The organism is Rhodocytophaga aerolata, from assembly GCF_030503435.1.
Lineage (GTDB): Bacteria > Bacteroidota > Bacteroidia > Cytophagales > 172606-1 > Rhodocytophaga > Rhodocytophaga aerolata.
Window position 1 is genome coordinate 708,326 of sequence record NZ_JAUKPO010000001.1, and the last position, 22,955, is coordinate 731,280.

Sequence of the window (22,955 nt, forward strand, 5' to 3'; positions counted from 1 at the left end):
ATAACCACTATGATGACCTTACCAGCTCACTCTCACCTGCAACTTACGGGGACCACAAATTTAACTTTACTTTTATGGGTTTTACAACTAAAAAATAGCAGGAAAGAGGTTGTACCTATACATCTGGCTAATGGCAACAGTAGCCAAAATAGTGATTCAACTTCTGGAGATAAGTCAGGCACAGCCGGAGCAGGCCACACAAGCGGCAACGACGATGGCTCTGACGACTTTAAAGCTACTAATGAAGAAGACACTGGTACTGGAATGGTTGGCTCAGATTACGTAGGCAAGGCTACAGGAAATATGATAGACGATTCTATAGCAGATACTGTATCTGGCGGTGGTACAGTAGGAGAAAAAACGTCTGATGTTTCAGGTACGACAGTTGGCGGTGTTACTACTTCAGAAGCTGAACTAGGCAATGCTAATTCTGGAAGTGACATTCCGAAAGCAGGCAAGGCTATCAAAAGTGGTGAACCCGGAGCATCTGATGCTGGCAAAGAACCATCAGGTGCATTAGGCATTAATGATAAAAGCCCCAAAACAGCTATTACTGAAGACGATGATCAGGAAAGGAAAGCTGTTGACCGGGGAACAGGAACAGGTGCAGCCATGAATAACCTAAATGAAGAAGATGCGGATACAGGAACTGGGTCTGCACGCCGTGGAAACCGGGCTGGAATGCCAGATGAAGATTCTGGCACTATCAGCGGTGGTACCATGACTTCTACCGGTATCGATGACGCGGGTTTAGGGCCTGAGAAATAAATGAAAACGCCCGGACACTTAAAAATGTCCGGGCGTTTATCTAAATAAATATTGATTACCTGAATTAAGCTAAATATGGTTGAAGCAGACGTGTTCCTGAATTGTTCCGTAGCTTACGCAGAGCACTTTCTTTAATCTGGCGTACACGCTCTCTGGTTAAGCCTAAATTATCAGCTATATCCTCGAGTGATAAAGTATACTCATAACCTAAACCGAAAGCCTGCTTAATTACCTCACGCTCACGCTCCGACAAAACAGAAAGCAAACGTTCTAATTCAATACGTAAAGAATCTCTGTCTGTTAACAGGCTGTCGGCTGCATCTGCATCTGGGTTACTAATCACATCCAATAATGAATTGCCTTCATCTTCTTCAAAAGGTGCATCTAACGAAGATTGTCTGATAGAGGCAGTATTGGCACTTTTAATATCGTCTACATTAATTCCCATAAATTCAGCTACTTCCTCAATAGTAGGTTCACGTTCGAAGCGTTGCTCCATATGAGAAGAAGCCTGGCTGATTTTAGATAATTCACCAATTTTATTGGCTGGAATACGTACAATTCTGGAAGTATTGTTCAAAGCATCCATAATAGACTGGCGAATCCACCATACGGCATAAGAGATAAACTTAAAACCTTTGGTTTCGTCATACATTTTCGCAGCTTTAATTAAGCCTAAGTTTCCTTCATTGATCAGATCGTTTAAAGGAACTTTGCTGTGATGGTACTGCTTAGCAACAGACACGACGAATCTTAAATTAGCCTTCACCAATCTCTCTAAAGCAATCTGGTCTCCTTGCTTTATTCTGCGGGCTAATTCTACTTCTTCTTCCGGTAAAAGTAACTCAACTTTAGAAATATCATTAAAATATTTCTCGATAGTAGCACTATCCCGGTTAGTAATCAGATTTGTAATTTTAAGTTGTCTCATTGTATAAATTTGATTCTTCTTTTATTTCAAACTGCAGTATTCAATATGCGTATTATAGAAATGCTTATGTAATAGGTTTAATTAAAAGCCATGTTGCACCATACAACTTTATATTTAAAAAGTTGTTCCTTACCAGGCTACCTAAATCCTTCAAGGGTATAGATTTGTAAATGTTGGAGAGTAAAAGAAGGCTCCAGTTATGGGGTAATTGCAGAAAATTATTTATTCCAACTTCCATCATGCCACAGTAAATACAATATATTTTCCTTTAAAACTCATCCTAAAAAACTACTTCCTGTTTAGTTACAATTTACTTTTAAAAAAAGTTTACTCTTATTTAAAAAAATTCTTAACTTTATTCTTCTTGTTTCTAAATTTTCTCTTCAAGGATACGTATCGCTTTTAACAAAAGCAAAGCCTCAATAATTCAGTTCTCTTTAAAAAAATTATATTTCTTCCGCTTTATTTTTCTAAAGGCTACAGTTTATGCTAGTATAAACGGATGCAAAGAAAATATATTTTTTGGCCAGTATTTTCTGGATGTAAGAAAAATACAATAATAAAATATTTGATATAGAAAATGGCGTTTGCTTAATTACAATTTAGGCTTACATTTCTCAGTTTATAAGCCTTATGCTATCTAGTATAAGTAGAATACAAGTAATTTTTACCTGAATAATATAGCTCAGAAAAATAAAAATTGCCTGTTACGGACAGGCAATTTTTAAAACATCCTCAAATTTATAAGCGAAATGAACCTGAAGCCCTTCGCGGACATATGAGGGTAGTTCTTCAAAATCTTTCTTATTTTCTGAAGGTAAGATAATCTCCTTTACTCCTACCCGTCTGGCAGCAATCGTTTTTTCTTTTACTCCACCAATAGGCAATACTTTTCCTGTTAAAGTTAATTCACCAGTCATAGCCAGATTTTCTCTGATGGGTTTATTCATAGCCAATGAGTATAAAGCCAGTGCCATCGTAATGCCTGCCGAAGGGCCATCTTTTGGGGTTGCTCCTGCAGGCACATGCAGGTGAATCATATTTTCATCGAAAAAATTCTTTATTACCTGATTTTCTGTAAAAGTTGCCCGTACATACGAATAAGCTATCTCAGCCGATTCTTGCATTACTTTACCCAATTGTCCGGTTTGCTTGAAACCACTATTGCGGCTTTTAATGGCATTTGCCTCAATATATAAAGTTGCTCCCCCTAAAGGAGTATACGCCAGACCTAAAACAGCTCCTGCAACTCCCCGGTTATACAACTCTTCAGTGGTAAACAGGGGTTTTCCCAGGTATTCCTCCAGGTTTTCAGGCCTCACCACAAATCCTCTTGTATCGCCCTCTGCCAGCTTTAATGTAACATGGCGCATAATCTTTTTTATCTGATTCTCTAAATTCCGTACGCCAGCTTCCCTGGCATACCGGTCAATTATCAGACTCAAAGCTTCTTCAGTAATCAGAAGTTCGTCTTCGGTCAGTCCATGTTCTTCCCGCTGTCGCGGAATAAGGTATCGCTTGGCTATGGCTACTTTTTCTTCCAGAATATACCCGGCTAAATGCATAATCTCCATGCGGTCCAGCAAAGGGCCAGGAATGGTATCCAGCTGATTGGCTGTTGCAATAAATAATACATTTGACAGATCAAAGCGTACATCCAGGTAATGATCCAGAAAATTATGGTTTTGTTCGGGGTCTAGTACCTCTAATAAAGCAGATCCCGGATCTCCCTGGTAGCTTACGCCCATTTTGTCTAGTTCATCCAGCATAATTACCGGGTTGGCTGTACCGCTACGCCTCAAGCTTTCTATTAATTTGCCTGGCATAGCTCCTATATAGGTCCGGCGGTGCCCTTTTATCTCTGCTTCATCACGCATGCCTCCTACGGAAAACCGGTAAAACTTGCGGCCAAGCGCTGAGGCAATGGATTTACCGATGGAAGTTTTTCCTACTCCCGGAGGACCTACCAGCAAAATGTTTGATCCTGTTATTTTGCCTCTCTTTATAATCGTACTGATAAATTCCAATATACGTGCCTTTACATCATCCAAGCCGTAGTGTTCTGCTTCCAGAATTTCCCTGGCTTTGTGTATATTGGCTATATCCTCCGAGTAAATTCCCCATGGTAAATCGGTAAGCACTTCCAGGTAGGTGCGGCTTACGTTAAACTCTGGAGAAATAGGCTCCAGCATTTTTAACCTGTCTAATTCCGACCGGATTACCCTGGCTGCTTCTTCCGGTAACTCCAGTTTCTGCAGGCGTTGCTCTATTTTTTCAATTTCTACATCTTTTCCATCTTTTTCTATACCCAGTTCTTTTTTAATAATTTTTAACTGCTCCCGCAAAAAGAAGTCTTTTTGTTGCTTACTAATCTGCTCATCTACTGTATTTTTAATCCGTTGTTGTAACTGCAGCAGCTCTTTTTCCTCTCTTAACAGCATCAATAGCTTGTATCCACGTTCATACAAATCAAAAGCTTCCAGAATTTCCTGCAATTTTTCGGTGCCTGACGAAAGTAAAGAAGCCACTGCGTCCATAACCAGTCCTGGCTTTTCCATACTGATCTGGGTAATAATCATTTTCAGTTGTTCGCCAAATATAGGATTGAGCCGGAGCAAATCTTTTACAGAGGAGATAATTGCCATAGAATAAGCTTTTAGCTCATCACTGGGTTTTTCTTCCGGATCATTGTGGTATTTTACCTCCCATCTGAGTGGCACCTCACTGGAAGGTGCATTTCGTTTGCAGCTAAAACGGTTCACTCCCTGCACCATTACCTGTACGGTATCTTCAGAAACAGCCGTAAGGCGAAATATCTTAAGTGTAGTACCTACGCGGTACAACTCTGATTGGAATATATCTTTATCGTTTCGTTCTTTTATAAAAACCACTCCTATCATGGCAGGGTGTTGCGCCTGGGCTACTTTTAAAGAGTCTATGTATTTCTTTCCTGAAAAAAGCATAGGCATCGTAATACCAGGGAAAATTGGCCGCTCAGGCATGGGTAATATCACTAAATGATCCGGTAATATATCAGATAACACGACCAGATCATTTGATGATTCTTCTACATCTGTAAATGTGGGATCATTTTCAGTTTTGCTTTGCGTCATAATAATAATAGGTTAATACATAAAGTGTTTAGCGTCTTGCCTCCGCTTGCCGGATCTTATAAAAATTTTGCTTGTATATGTGTACGCCTTTACCTGCTGTTAGTTCTTGTACAATAGAACATTATTGGACGAAAGGGTATGTACCTGAGTAACCGCAGCACTGAGAATTTGTTGGAGAAGCAATGGGTTGAATACAAAAATTATTTTGGCAGGTAGTAAACGAAATGGTATGTCCGAAAAATAGTAAGGCTTACTCTGAAGCAGAGTAAGCCTTATCAAATCCATAAAATAATTTGTGCTATACTTTATTAACTTCTTCCCACGGCTGGTGTATTATTATAACTATTTCCAGTACCCTGACTAGTGGTAGTGACGTTTGAAGTTTCTTTATCCCACTTGCTAGAATCACCAGATGGTTGCAAATCACTTTTGTTAAGCTCACCAGTGCCTGTCTCCATTATTTGTTTAAACCGCTTCAAGTCTGTTTTAATCATGCTCTCCAGCATAGGGTTAAATAATTTGGCAACTCCTTTGCCTAAATCTCCCACCGGCGGACGGTACGAAATCCGGACGTGCATTTCTGTACCCCGGTTATTAGGTGCATCCTGAAAACGCACTTCTCCTGCATTATCTACGGTAGATTTAGCTATAGAACGCCAGGCTAACCTAGTATCTTGTTCCTCTGCTAGTATCTCTGCATCCCATTTAATAGGGGCTCCTAACATTTTCGGAATAAGTGCTTCCCAATGCGAACGTTTGTTGTCTATCTGTTTTACCTCTTTGAGGTGCTCCATAAAGCGAGGCAGGTTTTCCAGATTTCGCCAATACGCATATACTTCGGAACGAGGGCGATTGATTGTCAGCACTTGCGACACTTCTACCGGATTAACCATGGAAGCGGCAGGCGCACTGTTGCGTCCGACGGCTTCATTGACAGGACAGTATCCGGTAGCCCCTCTGAACAACAGGGAACCACTGGTAGTAAGCATGGCCATACTTCCTGACCGTGATTTTCTAAAGTTTTTTGCTGCTAAAAAAGCCAGTAATGCGCCTCCGGCTACAGAAATAATCCGTTCGGCCATGCCGACATTTACTCTGCTAGAGCCACTGGCAGGCGTCTGGCTAGCAGCAGACTGCGCTTTGTTAGCATAATTCATATTTGTAAATGACATAAAGAGTAGGTGTTTGTTTGATGTTGTATACGCAAGAGTAATGGGTAATTGTTTATTGAAAATCCTTATGAACCCATACGGCTTACTACCTGCTGTATATCTGCTTGCTGTACCCGCATTTCCTGCAGAGATTTACTGGCCCAGTTTTTCAAAACATTATTTTTTACTTTACTGGTAGCTTCCTCATACCATTTGATATTTTCCTGGTACATCTTCTGCATTTCTGCTAAATACCGCTTATCAAAATCCTGTCCCCACAAACGGTCAAGTTCATTATAGAGGCGTTGCCGTTCATTATCTAAACTTACAGGCACTGAAAACCCATTTTCTGCTCCTATTTGCTCTAGCTCATTATTGGCTGCCGTATAATAGTCAAACATTTCTTGTCCTAGCACCTTTACATCATTTCCCGCCGCTACTTGTATACCCAAACGGGATGCCTGGACCTTGAAAATAGTGGTATGCGCCGCATAGTCTACAAAATCCTGATCTGACCTGATTTTTACTGGCTCTACCTCTTCGGTACACCCTGCGGCCATAGCACCAATGGCGAGCAGGTATACCCACAAATACTGTTTAATTTTTCTCATAAAATTGTCTTAACTCTATTGCTTATAGCTGGTAATATACTAGAATGATATATACTGTCTTAGGCCTGGATAAGTTGATGAAAGGAACATGTTTTATTGCCTGCCATCTTTACTGGCAGGCCAGGGTTGTCTCTCTTCTGTATTGAGTGTAATACAACCTATTGGCCGCATACACTCAATTCTTCATTATAACCTAAAGACGCAACTTAATAACTATAAAGTGCAGCAAATGTTGAGGATTTTTTAAACAGAAATAGATAGTTTATACACAGGTTATTGCTTATGTAGAACAAGCATCTGGGCATATTTTTCTACAATAGTATCGAAGAATTGCTGTAAATGCGAATAATATTCAGCAGGCACAAATGGTGATTTAATAGCTACACTGGTAACTACCTGCACTTGCTGACCTATTACCTGAACATTGTACCTAAAATCTCCCATATCATGTGGCAATTTCATCAGCATAGGTTTTGGCATTTCCTGCAGTGTGTAGCCATCCGGAAGGGTTAAATTAATAATATAACTATACGAAGCGGGATACCCGAACTCCACTGGCAACCGTCTGATGGGATGCTTGAAAGGAGATTCTTCGAAGTTATTGATCAGTATAGGTTTTAAATAGATCAACTTGTCGGTGTTGTTGATGTGATCAGGCGAAACAAAAACAAAAGTTGTAGAAAAATCCTGGTCCACGTCCTCTGCATTGGTAATCTTCACTTCTTTTAAGGTATAGTCGTCAAAATTACTGCCTACCTGATCCTTCACGAATTTATCTTTCCCATCTCTGGCATATTTTCTCCGCTGATCCACAGCATGATAGCCCTTATAAATAATATCCATTTTATACGTAGGGTTAGCTAGATCTTTTAAATCCGCTGTTACAGATATAATTTGCTTGCTATCAGCAGGTGCTTTTATGGCTACCCAATGCGGCTTTTCTTTATCTAATACAAAGCCTGCTATATTCAGGTCGGCTTTGTCTAGCAACTGGTATGGGCGGGCTACATCGGTAGCATCCAGAAAAAGCTCCTTCTCCCCTGTTTTTACAAATGCCACTAATGTATTGAATTGAGAAAGCAATGGATACCCACTTTGCGGAAAACCATGTTCTCTGGTACTAATAAGAGCAGGACTAGCCTCCAAACCCGCTTCTTTCAGCAAGAGGGTTAGGTATAGATTAAGCTCTGCACTACTTCCTTTCTTGCTTTCTAACAGAGAAGGCAACCCTTTCTCAGTAAACACCCGCAATTTAGTATCCCAGGCCAACGTATTTTTTACATGGTTGTATAGCTTTTGTATCTTCACTAAGTCAGTATCTGTAGGTAAAAGCAATACCTTTAACTTATCTCCGGCAATAGCATGGCGGTTCAGGTAAGAGGTAAAACTATTTTCCTCTAAAAGTTGCTTGCTTAACTTCTCCCATGTATTCATGGAGGTTACATATTCTGGCCCACTACTTACCGATTTGCTTTGAGCATAGTATCCTGCTAACTGAAAACGGATTTTCTCTGCATAATTCATGTAATTTGCCGTATAGGGCTCTTCCACTAAAGCTGGCAAATTCTGCAACACCCAGCGGTTTGCTGGTTTGCTGCTGTATTCGGCTAGCAAGCGGTCTCCCTGATACAAAATCCTATAATCCAGGTCTTGCCCGATAGAAGCACGGAATTCACTGTGCAAAGTAGGAATATCGCTCTGGAACGTCCAGGCTTCCAGGAAGGTATAACTTTTGGAGAGAGTGGTATATTTGTATTCAATAATAGATCCTTCATTTACGGCCGGCAGTGTAAACCGTTTCTCATGCCAGTTTACATTTTCTTTCACGTCAAAAATCTGATTATTCTCTACTTCCTGTATAGTGGCTTTGCCTTGTGGAGAAAAATTGATGGTTTGGGCTTTTATATTCGTAATTTTTTCAAGATCATCTTTTACATAAAAAGGCAATATAATATTAGCCTTATCAATGGCTTTTCGGTCCAGGATTTTTATGCGGGTATGCCTCTCTATTACCACATACGATCCGTAATTGAAACTCACCCGTCCATAATCGCATAGAATTACGGCAGCAGCTGTGCTATCAAAGGCACATAGTTTCAATTTTGCCTCCTGGTCCGAAACCTTACCCCACTTTACAGGTTCGGGTTGGGCGAATACCGGCTGAATACTTAGAATGAAAAGGCAAATTATTACATATACAGTTGCGGACTTGTGTAACTGTAAACATGTACAATAAAAGTTTGAACACATAATACTAATGGTATAAGGTACTACGACAAAGAAGTTTTATAAGAATCGCCAATAAAAAACCAGACATGCAATGCAGCATGTCTGGTTTAAATATATAGATGATATGTTATATAAAAATTACTTTTTTACCGTAATTCTTTCACTTACTTCTGTTTGTTTGCGGATAGATTCCAGGTGAATAAGCTTAAATAATTCAGCTACGAAATCTTCGTGTACCTTCATTTTGGCAGCCCACTCCGGACGTGACTTGAACACTTCGTTCCAGCGTTCTACCTGGAATATAGCTACGTTGTTTTCTTTCTTATATTCCCCTAATTTCTCTACCAGAGACATACGGGCAGCCAGCACTTCTATGAGTTCGTGGTCTACGCGGTCTATCTGGCTGCGGATTTCTTCCAGTTTGTTTACAAATAAAGCATCATCACTGGTAGCCTGCCGTATTTTCAACTCAGATAAAATTTCTGCCAAACGGACTGGGGTTACTTGCTGTGCAGCATCACTCCAGGCATTATCCGGATCTAAATGCGACTCAATCATTAATCCATCATAGTTCAGATCCATCGCTTTCTGAGAAAGATCATAGATAAAACTACGCTTACCGGCAATATGGCTTGGATCGCAGATCAGTGGCAGATCCGGGAAAAGCGTTTTCAGTTCAATAGGAATTTGCCAAAGCGGCTCGTTCCGGTATTTTCCTTTCTGGAAAGAAGAAAAACCTCTGTGAATAGCTCCAATATGCTCTACACCTGCGTTGTAAATACGCTCAATAGCGCCAATCCACAAAGCCAGTTCAGGATTTATTGGGTTTTTAATTAATACCGGTACTTTTACTCCTCGCAGGGCATCTGCTATTTCCTGTACGTTAAACGGGTTAACGGTGCTGCGGGCACCTATCCAGAGAATATCTACGCCATGTTTTAAAGCTTCTTCAATATGCTGAGGTGTAGCAATTTCTACGGCAAAAGGCAACCCTACTTCTTTTTTTACAGTTTGTATCCAGGGTAATGCTTTTATACCATGTCCTTCAAAACTATTGGGGCGTGTTCTTGGTTTCCAGATACCAGCCCGTAGCACATCTACATTCAGATTTTTGAGGGCGCGGGCGGTGTTCAGTAATTGCTCTTCCGATTCGGCGCTACATGGCCCGGCAATAATGAGTGGCTTCTGATCGTCGTATTTGATGCCAGAAGACAGAGGTTTGAATTGTAAGTTAGCAGACATATTAATTAACGTTTGCACCGGATAACACGCCCGGCAAATAAAAGATGTCAAAAATACAAAATAAATTATATACTTACTAAGGTTTTTGTACTATATTCAGAATAATGTAATTTTATTATGGAATTATACAAAATGTACGGGCTTTTTAGAAGCTTTAGATCGCAGCAACCCTTATGATTGTGAACAAATACATTAGTACAGAAGAACTATTACGTGAAAATGAACGGCTGAAAGCAATTATTGCGCTGTTAGAAGAAAATGCCCCTCAGAAAAAATATGGGTTGGTCTGGGAGAAAGAAGCAGACAAAGAACATTTTTTAACAGAAGCCCTCTTCCTAAAAGAAGTACTAAATAAGCGCATTTTTACAGCTGAACAAGCCCCTGTCAACTGGCTGATAGAAGGAGACAACTACCAGTCGTTATCTATTTTGCTGCGAACCCACCGCCAAAAAGTGGACGTGATTTACATAGACCCACCGTATAATACCGGGAACCGGGATTTTAAATTTACTGATACCTTCTCAGATAACGATTCCACCTATCGCCATAGCCGGTGGATAGCCTTTATAGAAAAACGTTTACGATTAGCTAAACAACTACTGTCCCCGGCAGGTGTCATTTTCATTAGCATCGACGATACAGAACTGGCCCAGACGAAACTGCTGTGCGATGAAATATTCGGAGAAAAGAACTTTGTAGCCAACTTCATCCGCAAATGCAAAACCGGCAGCGGCCACGACAGCGGAAAAATCGCCATTGAATTTGATTATATGTTATGCTATGCCAAAGACAGCACCAAACAGAAGTTCAATAAACAGACGCTGAATGTAGAAAAAGACGATAAATACCGTCATACGGATCAGTTTGTAGCTCACCGCGGCAAGTACTATCTACGGGACCTGGATTACAAAGGCACTTATAGTCCTTCCTTGGATTATCCTATTCAGGCGCCCGATGGTTCAGAACTATGGCCCGGTGGCGCCTATGGACGGCCCAATACCTGGCGATGGAGCCGCGAAAAGGTTGAATGGGGCATAAAAAATGATTTTATTGTATTTAAACCCACTGCCAGGCAATGGAAAGTGTATATCAAACAGTATCAGTATGTAGATAATCAGGATAAAAAGAGAGTACGGCAGTTGCCTCACCGGGCCATGATCGAGTTTATTAATTCGAAAGGAAGCAATGAATTAAAAGATATTTTACATGAAGATATTTTTACACATCCAAAACCAGTAGACTTAATTAAATTTATAATCGACCTGGTACCGGGGAATAATTTGACCATACTTGATTTTTTTGCCGGCTCAGGTACTACCGGGCATGCGGTACTGAGTGTAAACCAGGAGAAAGGGACTAATCACCAGTTTATTTTGTGTACCAACAATGAGAATAATATCTGTGAGAAAGTGTGCTATGAACGCCTAAAAAAAGTAATTACCGGGTATGAAACACGCAGTGGCAGATATATAAAAGGTACTAACGGAAACTTAACTTACTGGAAAGTGGTAGAAGTTTAATTATATCTAGTCCGGAAAACTTTTATCTTTGTAACCAGATAAAAAACGGATACCATTTAGCTGGTTACCAGCCGTTTGCTTGCACGATATACGTATATTTTATCACGTATGCCGGTTACTTATCAGGACATTGTTGCACTCCCGCTGACGCAGCAAGATGTTTTACAAGCTATTCAGCGAGCGCAGGAATGCAATTTTTTAAATAATCTCCGGCAGCGGCATCCCACTATTGAGTTCGACTGTAAAATACGAGGCTTTATTGGCGAAATAGCTCTGCAAAAATGGTTTGCCTCCCATCATATTCATTTTCAACAAACCCATTATCTGGCAGATACTACTGGTATAGATGTAGATTTTTTATATGCTTATGCAGACAAATCGCTTAATCTGGAACTCAAAACATCCCTTATTCCCGATGAATGGCGTAACCTGCCCAACTGTGTAGAAAAAGGTGATATTAAATTAATACGGCGGGGAAGGCAACTCATTGAAGCATTACGTGGAGATATTCATGTGCAGATTTATTACCGTCAGCGCCGGAAAGCCAAAGATCATTGGCTAGCCCAGCAAAAAGTGGATATTCACCGATGGAAACCTGCAACGCTCTATGAATTTTTACTAGGCAGAGCTTACCTGGACAATATATTTCTGGTAGGATGGGTAGATAAATCTACGCTAACCCACAATCTGGGCACACTTCCTATACAGCAAAGTACCTGGCAATTTAAGGGCTCCAGCAGACGGTTCTGGAAATGCAATATCGCCCGAAACGCCTTAAAGCCAATAGAACTTATTACCTATCTGCAAAATCTGCCTGCGGCGATCATTAAGACAACAGCCGCCTAAAAAGCTTTTTTTTACAGAATTAATTTTGTCAGTAGTCAGGTTACTTCCACAGAGCTTATGTATTAATTGTCTGATTTTTTCTTCAATTAATTCTAATCTTTAGCGTATGTATTCCTATTCCATCTTAAAGAATTCTAGATTTTGCTATATAGTGTTTATTGTCTTGCTGTTTAGCTGTCATAACTCTAACGATGCTTTTCATAAAGAATCTAATTTAAAGGAACCGGCGGGGAATAACGATTCTATCTCTATACAAGCAGATACTGTTGCACTGGCTTTTGATACTTCCGAAAGAAAATTTATCCGCACAGCCGATGTTAAGTTTAAAACTAAAGATGTTGCCCGTACTACGCAAGCCATAGAAAACCTTACCGGAAGATACAATGGCTTTGTGGTTCATACCCAATTAACCGCATCAGTTATTCACACTTCCACTTTTCCGGTCAGTGCCGATAGCCTGTTAGAGCGGAAGGAATTTACCGTGGAAAATACTATGACCATCCGGGTGCCAAACCAGCAGCTGGACACACTGCTAGCTGCCATTGTTAACTTAGCGGACTTTGTTGATTTTCGTTTGGTAAAAGCCGAAGATATCCAGCTACAAGTATTGGAAAATAGCCTAAAAATAAAGCGGGCTGCTCAAGCAGAGAAAAGGTATACAAAAGCCATAGACGAACAAAACAAAAAACTGCCTGAAAAGATGAATGCAGAAGAAGAGTTGTTAACCTTACAAAGCCAGGCAGACCAGCATACGCTAGCTAATTTGGCATATTTAGATAGAGTAAATTTTAGTACTGTATCTCTGCAATTTTACCAATCACCTGGCTTCACCTATGAGGTACTAGCCAATCCCGAGAGGATAAAAGCTTTCGAGCCAGATTTTTTACAAAAATTAGTAGAAGCGTTAGCCAGCGGATGGGATATATTGGCAGAAGTAGCGCTTTTCCTGGCCAGAATATGGGCTTTGCTAGTTCTAGGCATTTGCGGATTTTGGTTGTATAAAAAAGCAAGAGTGCATGTTATGGGAAGACTCTAAAATCGTCTTACATGCTTTTGTGCCTTGTATGTTAGAGCTACTCATGATAGACCTGAATACTGGTTTGTTTTTTATAATCAATAAACTTTTACAGGTTCAAATTTACTATCTACATATTTCTGATTTCCAATAGCTTATGAATTATTACATTTTTTGTAAAAAAGGCCAAATATTATTAAACATTTTTTAGGATTATTATTATATTATTTTTAAATTATTTAATATTTTCAGAAGGATTATCTATATTTGTTGTAAACCTGAAAATGATTTTTTCAACATCTACATAAACAATGTTGGCTATGATTATAAAAGAGCAATATATGCCTAAGAATAAAAATGCTTTTGAAAGCAGAATAGAATCTATTCTTGAAAAACGCCGCAAAATGGCTGAAGAAGAAAGAATCAAAAAGGAAGAAAAGTTGCAAAAGAAAAAAGACAAGCTGCTTGCCCGTTTTGAAGACGACTTTGCAGAATTAGCTGAGTTATTGAAAGAATCTTCTATGCAGTATCAGGCTTTTTCCGAAGGAGAAGATATTTTTATTCAGATAACTCACCAGATGAAGTCGGTGAAATTATTTCTACCTGAAGACAGTAAATCCTATACACAAGGATGGGAGTTTGAGGGAAATTTTTATAAAACCCGCAATATTGAAGATTTAATGTTAGCTATCCATGAAGCGTTTAAAAAAACACTCAGTTATAACTAACTATTTCGTGTATTAAGCTAGTAATCTGCTTTATACGGTTTGCACACCAACTATCTTATATAATTTATTGAAAGCTAGAGGAAAGCTCAGCTTTAGTTACTAATCAGGTACCAGAAAACAGAGCTTTTTACTACTGGTTAATAGTTGTTACTGTTTTAGTACGTATACTCCTCCTTACCAAACATTCATACACACTTAATACAGCCTTAATTTAAAAGCCATAAATTTTTCACAATTTTGTTTCAAGGTTATTCTTCATACATATGTTATGGGTAATGGAAAACGCTTCAATTTTTTGAAGTGTTTTTTCTTTTTACCTGCCTGAAATTCTTTACATCCGGTTTAAGAAATATACTGGCTATCTGGCCAGAAATACCATTAGAAAATACCATCTAAAAGAGAGGTATCTGGGCTATGCTGAAAAGCCATTATTCAGTATTCAATTTAATAAACTTCCTAGCCAGGCGGCATTCCATATATTCAGCAGTAGAGCACTGAAATTGAGAGTACTATGCGGTAAATAGCCGTTTACCTTTGCTGATTTCCTGCATATATAGCTGTACAATAAATTATACTGTTATGGAAGCTCACTTGAATATACTATCGCATGCTATTGCTGAAAAATTTACTACTACAGAGAATGACCAGGCAATTTTTATAGAGAAAAAATGGTATAGTGCCAGTTATGTAATTCTGTTGCTATTTTCGTTGCTCTGGAACAGTTTCCTGTACTTTTTTTATACAGCCCTAGTAATAGAGCAAGTATCTTTAGCAGCTTATCTTTTTCTAATGCTACTTGTTATAGCTGGTATCTGGATCTTCTATGCAGCTATCTGTGGTCTTGTGAACAAAACTACTATTCAGGCAGACAAACATTCTGTATTTGTGCGGCATACGCCACTTCCCTGGACAGGACAAAGAACTATACCTAAGCAGGATATTGATCAGGTATATGTGGTTCAGCAAATCCATTCAAATAAAGGCACAACCTATATTAGGTATAGTGTAGACTTACTTACCAGGTATGATCAAACAATTACCTTACTGAAAGGATTGGATACGCTGGCAGAAGCCAGATTTATTGAGCAAAAACTTGACACTTTTTTTGCTACAAAAGATCCGCAAAGTAATGAAATGGCCCTGTCACAGCAATAATAGCTTTAGAAAACTAAACCGTTGAATACCGTTCCAGCGAAACTAATTATACAAGGATAGACGTTTCAAAGCTTATAGTAATAACGTATCTTGCTGTTCAAGTTTAGTTCATATGCTTTTCAACCGGTTTATACGTATCCTCAAATCCAATCTGCTGCAAAACCAATCTCCGCCACAGGCTAGTTCAGCAGAGCAAAGCTACACCAATGCTCAATCCGGAAACCGCCAACAACAACAGACAGCATCGTTTCAGGAAAACAAGCAGGAAAACACTTATTACCGGGCACTGGAGGTTACGCCCGGAACTTCTTTTGATGACATAAAAGCATCTTACAAAAAACTGGTGAAAAAATACCACCCGGATCTTTTTCATAATAATCCCGAAAAACGACGCTATGCAGAGGTAGTAACCCAGCAAATAAACGAAGCTTATGCGTATTTTGAGCAGAAAATGGGTATGCACTAAGTTATAACTTGTAAATCCGGTTTGTTTCTATGGCTTTAACTGCCGTTTGGGCACAAGCTTGCAATACATGGATTAAAGAAGCAAACCGTTCGTCTTGGGTAAAGCCTTTTTTGTAGCGGAAGTATATCTGTTGCACGATTACGGCAATTTTAAATAAGCCAAATACATAATAGAATACCACATTCTTCACCTCCCGGCCACTTTTTTGGGCATACCGCTCAACGAGTTGTTCGCGGGTAAGGTTGCCGGGCAAGGTAGTAAGGCCGAACAAATGCAAAGGTTCCGGATCAGTCGGTTCTATCCAGTAACCTAACGTAGTACCCAAATCCATTAACGGATCGCCAAGGGTAGCCATTTCCCAATCTAACACGGCTAATATCTGGTACAAGTCAGAATCGAAAACAATGTTATCGTATTTATAGTCATTATGAATCAGACTTATATATACCTCCGGCGGTCTGTTTTGCTCTAACCAGGCAGCCACCTGAGCCATTTGGGGAATATCGTCTGTTTGCGAATTTTTGTAACGTTTGCCCCAGCCTTCTACTTGCCTTTGTACATATCCTTCAGGTTTACCCAAACTAGCTATTTCCGGCTGATTTATATCAATAGCGTGAATGGTAGCCAGATTATCTATTAGCTTTTCGGAAAGATTCTGCATAGTAGATGGATAGAGCTTTATTTCCCGGTTTGCCTGATTCCGCAGAATTACTCCCCGTACGCGTTCCATAATATAAAATGGCGCACCAATAATAGACGTATCGCCACAGTATAAAATTGGATTAGGTACTTTGTGATAGACCGGTTTCAAGGCTTTCAGTACCAGATATTCCCGTTCCATATCGTGCCCAGATTTAACAGTTGCACCAAAGGGTGGCCTGCGTAACACTAATTCCTGGTTCCCCCACGCCAGCAAGTAGGTCAGGTTAGAATATCCGCTGGGAAACTGGGTAACTTCCAGGGTGGAGCTTGCGTGAAAATGCGCTGATAAGTAGGCTTTTAGTTTAGCTACATCCAGCTCCTCGCCTGTCCGTATGGTTCGTGCCTGGTCTATCATAAAAGAAATATAAACATATAAAAATCAGAAAACCTGAAGACTATTTAAATTGTTTTATATTGGTTATAACACGTTTTTGAGAACAGAAAATTATTATTTCATCAGTCTATTTACTCTCCAGGCCGTAGTTTTTCAGAATTTTTCTGGCCACTACAGCCTTATGCACCTCATCTGGACCATCGTATATTCTGGCGCCCCGTTCATGCCTATACCAGTAAGCCAATATGGTATCATCTGTTATGCCTAAAGCGCCATGCACTTGTATAGCCCGGTCTATTACGGTTTGCAATACATTGGCTACAAAAAATTTGATGGTAGAAATTTCTTCCCGCACAGCTGCCTGCCCTTCGACTTCCATCTGATAAGCCGTATGGAGCACCATAAGCCTGGCCGCCTGGATACTTGCTCTGGATTCAGCTATCCAGGCTTGGATGGTTTGCTTATTGCCCAAAAACTCACCAGGAGCTATTTCTCTGGCTACTGCCCGTTTACACATCAGATCGAAGGCCCGTTCGCAAATGCCAATCCACCGCATACAATGATGTATTCTTCCCGGACCCAGCCGCTCCTGTGCTAGCTTGAAACCGGCTCCTTCTGGACCTAGTAAATTTTCTATGGGTACCCGGCAATTTTCATATTTTATTTCCGCATGGCTGTTGTAGCTGTCTCCTGCTTCACCCATAATCCGGATGTTGCGCACATGTATAAAACCAGGAGTGTCTGTAGGCACAAGGATCATACTGGCTCTGGTATAAGGATTAGGCTGCTCCAGATTTGTAACTGCCATAACTATGGCAAACCTGGCTCCATCTGCAGAAGAGGTAAACCATTTGTGTCCGTTAATGACATAACTATTCTCTTCTCTCACAGCTGTAGTGCTCATCATCACCGGGTTAGATCCGGCAAAACCTGGCTCAGTCATGGAGAAGCAACTGCGGAGTTCTCCTTTCATTAATGGATTCAGAAATTTCTCTTTTTGTTCTGCACTACCAAACTTATGGAGTAATTCCATATTGCCAATATCCGGTGCCTGGCAGTTAAACACATAATGACCAATAGGCGTACGGCCTAGTTCTTCGCTCACCTGGGCAAATTCCACTAAGGTTAATCCCATACCGCCATCCTTTTCCGGTAGGTGTGGAGCCCAAAGCCCGGCTTTTTTTACGGCATTGCGTTTTTCTGCCAACAGGGGCTCCAGCGAGCGAAATGAGTTATGCAAAAATTGAGCTTCTAATGGGTATAACTCCTCTTTTACAAAATTCCGGATTTGAGGTAAAATCTCTTTTAGCCGCTGGGTATTAAATAGGTGGGTTTGCATGAATTTTACAGTAGTATTTATTTCTTAGGCTGATAGGTAGCTACGGCAATTTTGGAATCGGCTGTACCATAGTAGATAAACCATGTATCTTTGTAATACACCAATCCTTCTACAAAACACACATTTCCTATCTGTCCGGTAATTTCATAGTCCTTTTCTGGCCGCATGAAATAAGTATCTGTCCGATCGAGCAGCTTTGTTGGATTTTTTGGATCAATTAAGGCTTGCCCGGCCGTGTAAGTGCCGCCCGGCAGTTTAGGATCTCCATTTGCATCTTTGTTCCGGCTGTTGTAGATCAGGAGTATGCCTTTGTCTGTAATGAGGGCAGGTGGGCCGGGCTCTACCAGATCACTATCGAATTTACCAGGGCGGGGAGCCAGAATATAGGCAAGCTTTCCATCCTTTTGCTCCATGGGAGTCCAGTCGGTCAGATTATCGGAAGTAGCTATAAACATATGGGTGTCTCCCCAATACATCCAGTATTTGCCATTAATTTTTTCTGCGATAATTTTGTTCCCTTGTCTGCGGCTTACGATTGCCCCCGACTTTGACCAAAGATCTTTGTACTTATCGGCTGCTTTGCCGAATGCCAACCCATGTTTTTTCCAGTGAATAAGATCAGTAGACGAGGCCACACAAAGTCGGGCTGTTTTACCATCATAGGTGGTGTAGGTCATAAAATAGGTGCCTTTGGCATCTTCAACAATGCGAGGATCTTCACAGCCGCCTTCCCATTCATAAGGTTTCATAAAATCATTATCTGGGTAGAATACTGGCTCCGGACGCCGGGTAAACGTAAGGCCGTCGGTACTGGTGGCTAGCCCAATGCGGGAGGTACCGGCAAATTTTCCTACTTTGTCTTCGGCCCGGTACAACAGATAAACTTTATCGTTGCGCACGACTGCTGCCGGGTTAAATACATCTTTCTCCTCCCATTTTACGGTTTCTTTCCGGACAGGGCAATTAAAGGTAGTATTGTCTAGTGGGGTAAGGCAAGGATTCTGGGCATCTTGCTTTACAAATGGCTCCCATGTCCAGGTTTTTTTAGTTTGTCCCAGGCAAAACTGGGTAATAATTGTTAACAGCAGCAATACTCGGAAGAAAGACATAGAGGTAATTAGCTAATTTAGAGTTTAAGATTTTACTTATAGTGTTCAGTATAGCACAAATGGATTCTTCAGGAATATATGTTTATCAGATAGTTAGTCCGCCATCGGCAGTAAACACCGTTCCCGTGCAATAGGCAGAAAAGTCAGACGCCAGGAATAAGGCCAGGGCTCCGATCTCATCTGGTTGGCCAACCCGGTTCAGTGGGGTAGCTTTCAGGAAACGTTTCAGGATTTCTTCATTCTGCCACAATGCCTGGCTAAATTTCGTTTGAATCAATCCCGGGCAAATGGCATTTACCCGGATTTTGTCTTTGCCCCACTCTTTGGCCATTACTTTAGTCAGCATAAGTAAGGCAGCTTTACTAACACTGTAAATGCCCAGATTTGGCTCCGGCGACAAGCCACCGATGCTGCTGATATTAATTACAGACCCTCCGCCACGGCTTTTCATACTTGGGTATACCAGTTTAGCTAATTCAAAGGGGGCTTTTACATTTACATCCATTATTTTATCGAAGGCAGCCGTATCGCATTCCAGTACCGGACCAAAAACCGGGTTAGAAGCAGCATTATTCACCAGAATATCTATCCCTCCGTAAGTAGCCATCGTTTTTTCTACAAGTATGCGTACCTGCTCCAAATTACCCATATTGGCGGCTATTCCGGTGGCCTCTCCGCCTTGGTCTTTTATATTCTTAGCTAAAGCATCCACCGCCTCTTGTTTGCGGCTGCTTACTACTACACTTGCTCCGGCCGCCGCCATTAACCTGGCCATACTTTCGCCAATGCCTTTGCTGGCACCTGTAATAAGGGCTACTTTTCCCTGTAAATTGAATTGTGGTTGATTTATAGCCATAGATAGAGAAATGAGATTAGGTAGTGTTAGAACGTTGGTTGTAAGGAAGATATAATGTAGTAGCACAATTTATACCGCAGTAATCCCTCCATCTATGGCTACAGCCTGGCCAGTAATGAAAGATGCCTGTTCAGAACATAGGAAAACCACCATATCTGCTATTTCTTGTGCAGTAGCCAGCCGGCGCATAGGAACCGATTTGAGTATCTTTTCTGCATAGCTCTCATCTTCTTTTAGTGCTTTTTCTACCATAGGTGTTTGGGTGAACCCAGGGCAAACGGCATTTATGCGGATACCATGCCTGACATATTCTATAGCCGCCGTTTTGGTAAGTCCTATAACTGCATGTTTGCTGGCAGCATAGGCACAATGCCCTGGAAATCCCTGCAACCCTGCTACCGAAGCAATATTTACGATAGTCCCTTTAGTCTGGATTAAATAAGGCAATTGTGCTTGCATACATATCCATACCCCCTTCACATTTATTTCCATCACTTTATCGAACACTTTTTCGGAATATTGATCGGTGCGGGCTTGTTCTCCGTCTATTCCTGCACTGTTTACACAAGAATCTACCCGGCCAAATCTGGAAATAACTTCCTCCATCATCGTATGCACCTGTGCTGCCTGGCTTACATCTGTTTTGATAAAATGGGCTTTTCCACCAGCCTGAAGGACTTCCTCCACTACTTGCCATCCTGCTTCGTCTGCCAGGTCAGCAATTGCTACACTGGCTCCTTGTCTGGCAAAGGTCAGTGCAGCAGCTTTACCAATACCTGAACTGCCGCCAGTGATAAGGGCTACTTTGTTTTCGAACGGGTTGGTCATGGAGGCTAGTTTATTTAATGTTTCAGTATACAGATTTCCAGGCTTACCGCACCTTATACGCCGCTACCCGGTTGTCGTTAAATGTAGGAACCAGGAGCAATTTTTTAGCAGGAATGTATTCAATATCAGCTGAGTTAATTTTGGCACCGGTGGTATCTAACAAAAGTTTTTTTTCACCTTTTGCATTGATCCAGAAAATCCGTCCATTCCAGTCGGATACAAAATAGCTTCCTTTTCCGGCAGGCACTACGCCATCTGAAATACCCAGGCCATTGGATACTTCCGTAATTTGCTTGGTTTGAAGGTCAATAAACCGTAAGGCATTGCTTTGGGTACTGCCAACTACCAGCCTGTTAGCTTCTGCATATAATCCATTGGGCTTTTGCAGACTGGCACCTTCCATAAAAACTTGCAGGGAATCGTTTTGTAAGAAATAAATCTTATCGTTCCGGTTGTCAGAAACATATATTATTCCATTGGCTGACACGGTAACATCATTCAGATACACTGGTTCAGGTACCTGGTAGGTTTTAAGTATGGCTCCGGCCGTTACATCCAGCATTACCAGTCTGTCGATATCTGTTACATATAGTTTATTGCCGGATATGCCCATCCCTTTCGGTGCACTTAAACCAGTTGCCCATTGCAATGTTACGATTTTACCATTTAAATCCATTTTTGAGATAAAGCCATTATTGTCTTTGTCAGCACCGTTTCCATTAATATTGGAAACAAACAATATATCTTCTGCCGGATAATACAGCACTGACTCTGGCGTACGCAAGGTATTAGTAGAATCCCATACTTTTTTTAAGGATATTTTTTTTCTGACTTTCTCCGCTTGTAGTGGGCTGCCGGCATAGAATGCAGGTATATGTAACTGACCTATCAGCAGTAAAAAAGATAAAATAACAGGCATACGTTAGGTGCGTTAAAACTTATCAGAGCATAAAATGTAGTTGAGGCAGCATTGTGTTTATTATCTAAAGCGGCCTACCTCTATACCGTGCGAAAAATGAATTACATGGTAAGGATAATCTTACCTGTCCGCCCGGCGGAATCTGCATGAGTAATGGCTTTTTGTATGTCTTGCAAAGGATAGGAGGCTTCTACAGGTAATATGATTTTTTTGGATGCCAGTAGCTCTATCACTGCTTCCTGCACTTCTTTCCGCATACTTTCGTCGGTACGCCGCATCCAGTCAGTAAGCCAGAAGCCTTTCATGGTTAGCGACTTAAAAATCAGAATTCCGCTGTTTACCGGAATAGGTTCTATACTCAGCGCACCGTATACATACATAGTCCCTCCGTACCCCAGGCATTGCAAAGCCAAGGCACCGGTTTTTCCACCTACCGCCTCTAATACCGCTTTTACACCTTTGCCTTCGGTAATCTCCATTACCCGTTTGGGGAGTTTATCCTCTTCCGTATTCAGAATTTCATCGGCACCTAATGCTTTTAATTCAGCTATGGCATCCTTCCGCCGAACAGTACCAATTGTTTTAATTCCTTTCATCTTGCACAACTGGATCACCATCTGCCCAAAAGCAGAACCGGCTGCGGTAAGCATCAGCCATTCGCCTGCCTGTACGCCAGCAGCATGCACCATGGCATATGCCGTAAATGGATTGATAAATACCTGGGCGGCTGTTTCATTGTCCATGTGACTGGGGATGGGAATAACAGTGCCAGCATGCACCACCACATATTCTGACCAGGAACCAATAGTAGTGAAGCTTACTTTTGCTCCAACCGCTAGATTTACGCCATCCCCCAGGGCATCTATTACACCCATTCCTTCAAAACCGGCACGTGACGGGAGTTGCGGACGAATCCCATACATATTTTGAATAAACATGGTATCGGATGGATTGATCGGGCTTGCCAGCACCCGGATGCGGATCTCGCCTGGTTTGGGCAGGGGAAGTGGCACTTCTTGTAGCTGAAGTACTTCGGCTGGCTTACCTGTTTCTGTAAACAGGACACTTCGCATAGTTTGTTGCATATGGTGGT

The 22,955-nt window shown here is 41.1% G+C and carries 20 protein-coding genes; 7 read left to right on the forward strand and 13 right to left on the reverse strand.

Annotation, left to right across the window (positions count from 1 at the left end):
* Window positions 1–9 precede the first annotated feature (9 nt).
* Entirely contained in the window at window positions 10–768 is a 759-nt protein-coding gene (locus tag Q0590_RS02805; RefSeq protein ID WP_302035954.1) for a hypothetical protein, read from the forward strand.
* A 64-nt stretch (window positions 769–832) separates the two neighbouring features.
* Here the strand turns inward: Q0590_RS02805 and Q0590_RS02810 are convergent, their stop codons facing one another.
* From Q0590_RS02810 to Q0590_RS02835, 6 genes are all read right to left on the reverse strand, one after another.
* Window positions 833–1,699: a sigma-70 family RNA polymerase sigma factor gene (locus Q0590_RS02810; RefSeq protein WP_302035955.1), complete on the reverse strand. Its 867-nt coding sequence runs from the start codon at window positions 1,697–1,699 to the stop codon at window positions 833–835.
* A gap of 707 nt (window positions 1,700–2,406) precedes the next feature.
* Window positions 2,407–4,812 carry an endopeptidase La gene (gene lon / locus Q0590_RS02815; protein WP_302035956.1) on the reverse strand — a complete coding sequence of 802 codons (2,406 nt, stop codon included), beginning with the start codon at window positions 4,810–4,812 and terminating at the stop codon, window positions 2,407–2,409.
* A gap of 308 nt (window positions 4,813–5,120) precedes the next feature.
* Window positions 5,121–5,984, reverse strand: coding sequence for an SRPBCC family protein (locus Q0590_RS02820; protein WP_302035957.1), 864 nt, complete (start codon window positions 5,982–5,984; stop codon window positions 5,121–5,123).
* Between the two features lie 65 nt (window positions 5,985–6,049).
* Window positions 6,050–6,574, reverse strand: a complete 525-nt coding sequence (locus Q0590_RS02825; protein WP_302035958.1) for a DUF4142 domain-containing protein — start codon at window positions 6,572–6,574, stop codon at window positions 6,050–6,052.
* Between the two features lie 273 nt (window positions 6,575–6,847).
* A complete protein-coding gene (locus Q0590_RS02830; protein ID WP_302035959.1) occupies window positions 6,848–8,674 on the reverse strand; it encodes a DUF3858 domain-containing protein in 1,827 nt (608 codons plus the stop codon).
* 267 nt (window positions 8,675–8,941) lie between these two features.
* A complete protein-coding gene (locus tag Q0590_RS02835; protein ID WP_302035960.1) occupies window positions 8,942–10,045 on the reverse strand; it encodes a bifunctional 3-deoxy-7-phosphoheptulonate synthase/chorismate mutase type II in 1,104 nt (367 codons plus the stop codon).
* Window positions 10,046–10,224: 179 nt separating this feature from the next.
* Between Q0590_RS02835 and Q0590_RS02840 the strand changes: the two genes are divergently transcribed.
* The 6 genes from Q0590_RS02840 to Q0590_RS02865 all read left to right on the forward strand — a co-directional run bounded on the left by Q0590_RS02840 (window position 10,225) and on the right by Q0590_RS02865 (window position 15,775).
* The gene (locus Q0590_RS02840; RefSeq protein WP_302035961.1) at window positions 10,225–11,565 is read left to right on the forward strand and encodes a site-specific DNA-methyltransferase; all 1,341 of its coding nucleotides are present in this window, start codon (window positions 10,225–10,227) and stop codon (window positions 11,563–11,565) included.
* Between the two features lie 108 nt (window positions 11,566–11,673).
* Complete coding sequence (locus Q0590_RS02845) at window positions 11,674–12,411, forward strand: hypothetical protein (RefSeq protein WP_302035962.1); 738 nt, start codon at window positions 11,674–11,676, stop codon at window positions 12,409–12,411.
* Window positions 12,412–12,517: 106 nt separating this feature from the next.
* A complete protein-coding gene (locus Q0590_RS02850; protein ID WP_302035963.1) occupies window positions 12,518–13,447 on the forward strand; it encodes a DUF4349 domain-containing protein in 930 nt (309 codons plus the stop codon).
* A gap of 299 nt (window positions 13,448–13,746) precedes the next feature.
* Complete coding sequence (locus Q0590_RS02855; protein ID WP_302035964.1) at window positions 13,747–14,154, forward strand: hypothetical protein; 408 nt, start codon at window positions 13,747–13,749, stop codon at window positions 14,152–14,154.
* A gap of 579 nt (window positions 14,155–14,733) precedes the next feature.
* Window positions 14,734–15,309, forward strand: coding sequence for a hypothetical protein (locus Q0590_RS02860; RefSeq protein ID WP_302035965.1), 576 nt, complete (start codon window positions 14,734–14,736; stop codon window positions 15,307–15,309).
* 112 nt (window positions 15,310–15,421) lie between these two features.
* The gene (locus tag Q0590_RS02865; protein ID WP_302035966.1) at window positions 15,422–15,775 is read left to right on the forward strand and encodes a J domain-containing protein; all 354 of its coding nucleotides are present in this window, start codon (window positions 15,422–15,424) and stop codon (window positions 15,773–15,775) included.
* Window position 15,776: 1 nt separating this feature from the next.
* On the opposite strand, the gene Q0590_RS02870 is transcribed toward Q0590_RS02865, so the two are convergent.
* The 7 genes from Q0590_RS02870 to Q0590_RS02900 form a co-directional block, all read right to left on the reverse strand.
* On the reverse strand, window positions 15,777–16,832 hold the full coding sequence (locus Q0590_RS02870; protein ID WP_302035967.1) for a phosphotransferase family protein: 1,056 nt from the start codon (window positions 16,830–16,832) through the stop codon (window positions 15,777–15,779).
* Between the two features lie 106 nt (window positions 16,833–16,938).
* Window positions 16,939–18,150: an acyl-CoA dehydrogenase family protein gene (locus Q0590_RS02875; protein ID WP_302035968.1), complete on the reverse strand. Its 1,212-nt coding sequence runs from the start codon at window positions 18,148–18,150 to the stop codon at window positions 16,939–16,941.
* Between the two features lie 17 nt (window positions 18,151–18,167).
* Entirely contained in the window at window positions 18,168–19,259 is a 1,092-nt protein-coding gene (locus tag Q0590_RS02880) for a glycoside hydrolase family 130 protein (RefSeq protein ID WP_302035969.1), read from the reverse strand.
* Window positions 19,260–19,344: 85 nt separating this feature from the next.
* Window positions 19,345–20,115, reverse strand: a complete 771-nt coding sequence (locus tag Q0590_RS02885; protein ID WP_302035970.1) for an SDR family NAD(P)-dependent oxidoreductase — start codon at window positions 20,113–20,115, stop codon at window positions 19,345–19,347.
* A 69-nt stretch (window positions 20,116–20,184) separates the two neighbouring features.
* Window positions 20,185–20,943, reverse strand: a complete 759-nt coding sequence (locus Q0590_RS02890) for an SDR family NAD(P)-dependent oxidoreductase (RefSeq protein ID WP_302035971.1) — start codon at window positions 20,941–20,943, stop codon at window positions 20,185–20,187.
* A gap of 43 nt (window positions 20,944–20,986) precedes the next feature.
* Window positions 20,987–21,862, reverse strand: a complete 876-nt coding sequence (locus Q0590_RS02895) for an NHL repeat-containing protein (protein WP_302035972.1) — start codon at window positions 21,860–21,862, stop codon at window positions 20,987–20,989.
* Window positions 21,863–21,963: 101 nt separating this feature from the next.
* The gene (locus tag Q0590_RS02900) at window positions 21,964–22,947 is read right to left on the reverse strand and encodes a zinc-dependent alcohol dehydrogenase family protein (RefSeq protein WP_366970293.1); all 984 of its coding nucleotides are present in this window, start codon (window positions 22,945–22,947) and stop codon (window positions 21,964–21,966) included.
* Window positions 22,948–22,955 lie beyond the last annotated feature (8 nt).

Excerpts from the sequence above, each read along its gene's own strand:
- Q0590_RS02900 (WP_366970293.1), bottom strand. The coding sequence starts at position 22,947 with ATGCAACAAACTATGCGAAGTGTCCTGTTTACAGAAACAGGTAAGCCA.
- Q0590_RS02875 (WP_302035968.1), bottom strand. The coding sequence starts at position 18,150 with ATGCAAACCCACCTATTTAATACCCAGCGGCTAAAAGAGATTTTACCT.
- Q0590_RS02865 (WP_302035966.1), top strand. The coding sequence starts at position 15,422 with ATGCTTTTCAACCGGTTTATACGTATCCTCAAATCCAATCTGCTGCAA.
- lon (WP_302035956.1), bottom strand. The coding sequence starts at position 4,812 with ATGACGCAAAGCAAAACTGAAAATGATCCCACATTTACAGATGTAGAA.
- Q0590_RS02835 (WP_302035960.1), bottom strand. The coding sequence starts at position 10,045 with ATGTCTGCTAACTTACAATTCAAACCTCTGTCTTCTGGCATCAAATAC.
- Q0590_RS02805 (WP_302035954.1), top strand. The coding sequence starts at position 10 with ATGATGACCTTACCAGCTCACTCTCACCTGCAACTTACGGGGACCACA.
- Q0590_RS02860 (WP_302035965.1), top strand. The coding sequence starts at position 14,734 with ATGGAAGCTCACTTGAATATACTATCGCATGCTATTGCTGAAAAATTT.
- Q0590_RS02825 (WP_302035958.1), bottom strand. The coding sequence starts at position 6,574 with ATGAGAAAAATTAAACAGTATTTGTGGGTATACCTGCTCGCCATTGGT.
- Q0590_RS02850 (WP_302035963.1), top strand. The coding sequence starts at position 12,518 with ATGTATTCCTATTCCATCTTAAAGAATTCTAGATTTTGCTATATAGTG.
- Q0590_RS02820 (WP_302035957.1), bottom strand. The coding sequence starts at position 5,984 with ATGTCATTTACAAATATGAATTATGCTAACAAAGCGCAGTCTGCTGCT.
- Q0590_RS02880 (WP_302035969.1), bottom strand. The coding sequence starts at position 19,259 with ATGTCTTTCTTCCGAGTATTGCTGCTGTTAACAATTATTACCCAGTTT.
- Q0590_RS02855 (WP_302035964.1), top strand. The coding sequence starts at position 13,747 with ATGATTATAAAAGAGCAATATATGCCTAAGAATAAAAATGCTTTTGAA.
- Q0590_RS02870 (WP_302035967.1), bottom strand. The coding sequence starts at position 16,832 with ATGATAGACCAGGCACGAACCATACGGACAGGCGAGGAGCTGGATGTA.
- Q0590_RS02810 (WP_302035955.1), bottom strand. The coding sequence starts at position 1,699 with ATGAGACAACTTAAAATTACAAATCTGATTACTAACCGGGATAGTGCT.
- Q0590_RS02890 (WP_302035971.1), bottom strand. The coding sequence starts at position 20,943 with ATGACCAACCCGTTCGAAAACAAAGTAGCCCTTATCACTGGCGGCAGT.
- Q0590_RS02885 (WP_302035970.1), bottom strand. The coding sequence starts at position 20,115 with ATGGCTATAAATCAACCACAATTCAATTTACAGGGAAAAGTAGCCCTT.
- Q0590_RS02895 (WP_302035972.1), bottom strand. The coding sequence starts at position 21,862 with ATGCCTGTTATTTTATCTTTTTTACTGCTGATAGGTCAGTTACATATA.
- Q0590_RS02845 (WP_302035962.1), top strand. The coding sequence starts at position 11,674 with ATGCCGGTTACTTATCAGGACATTGTTGCACTCCCGCTGACGCAGCAA.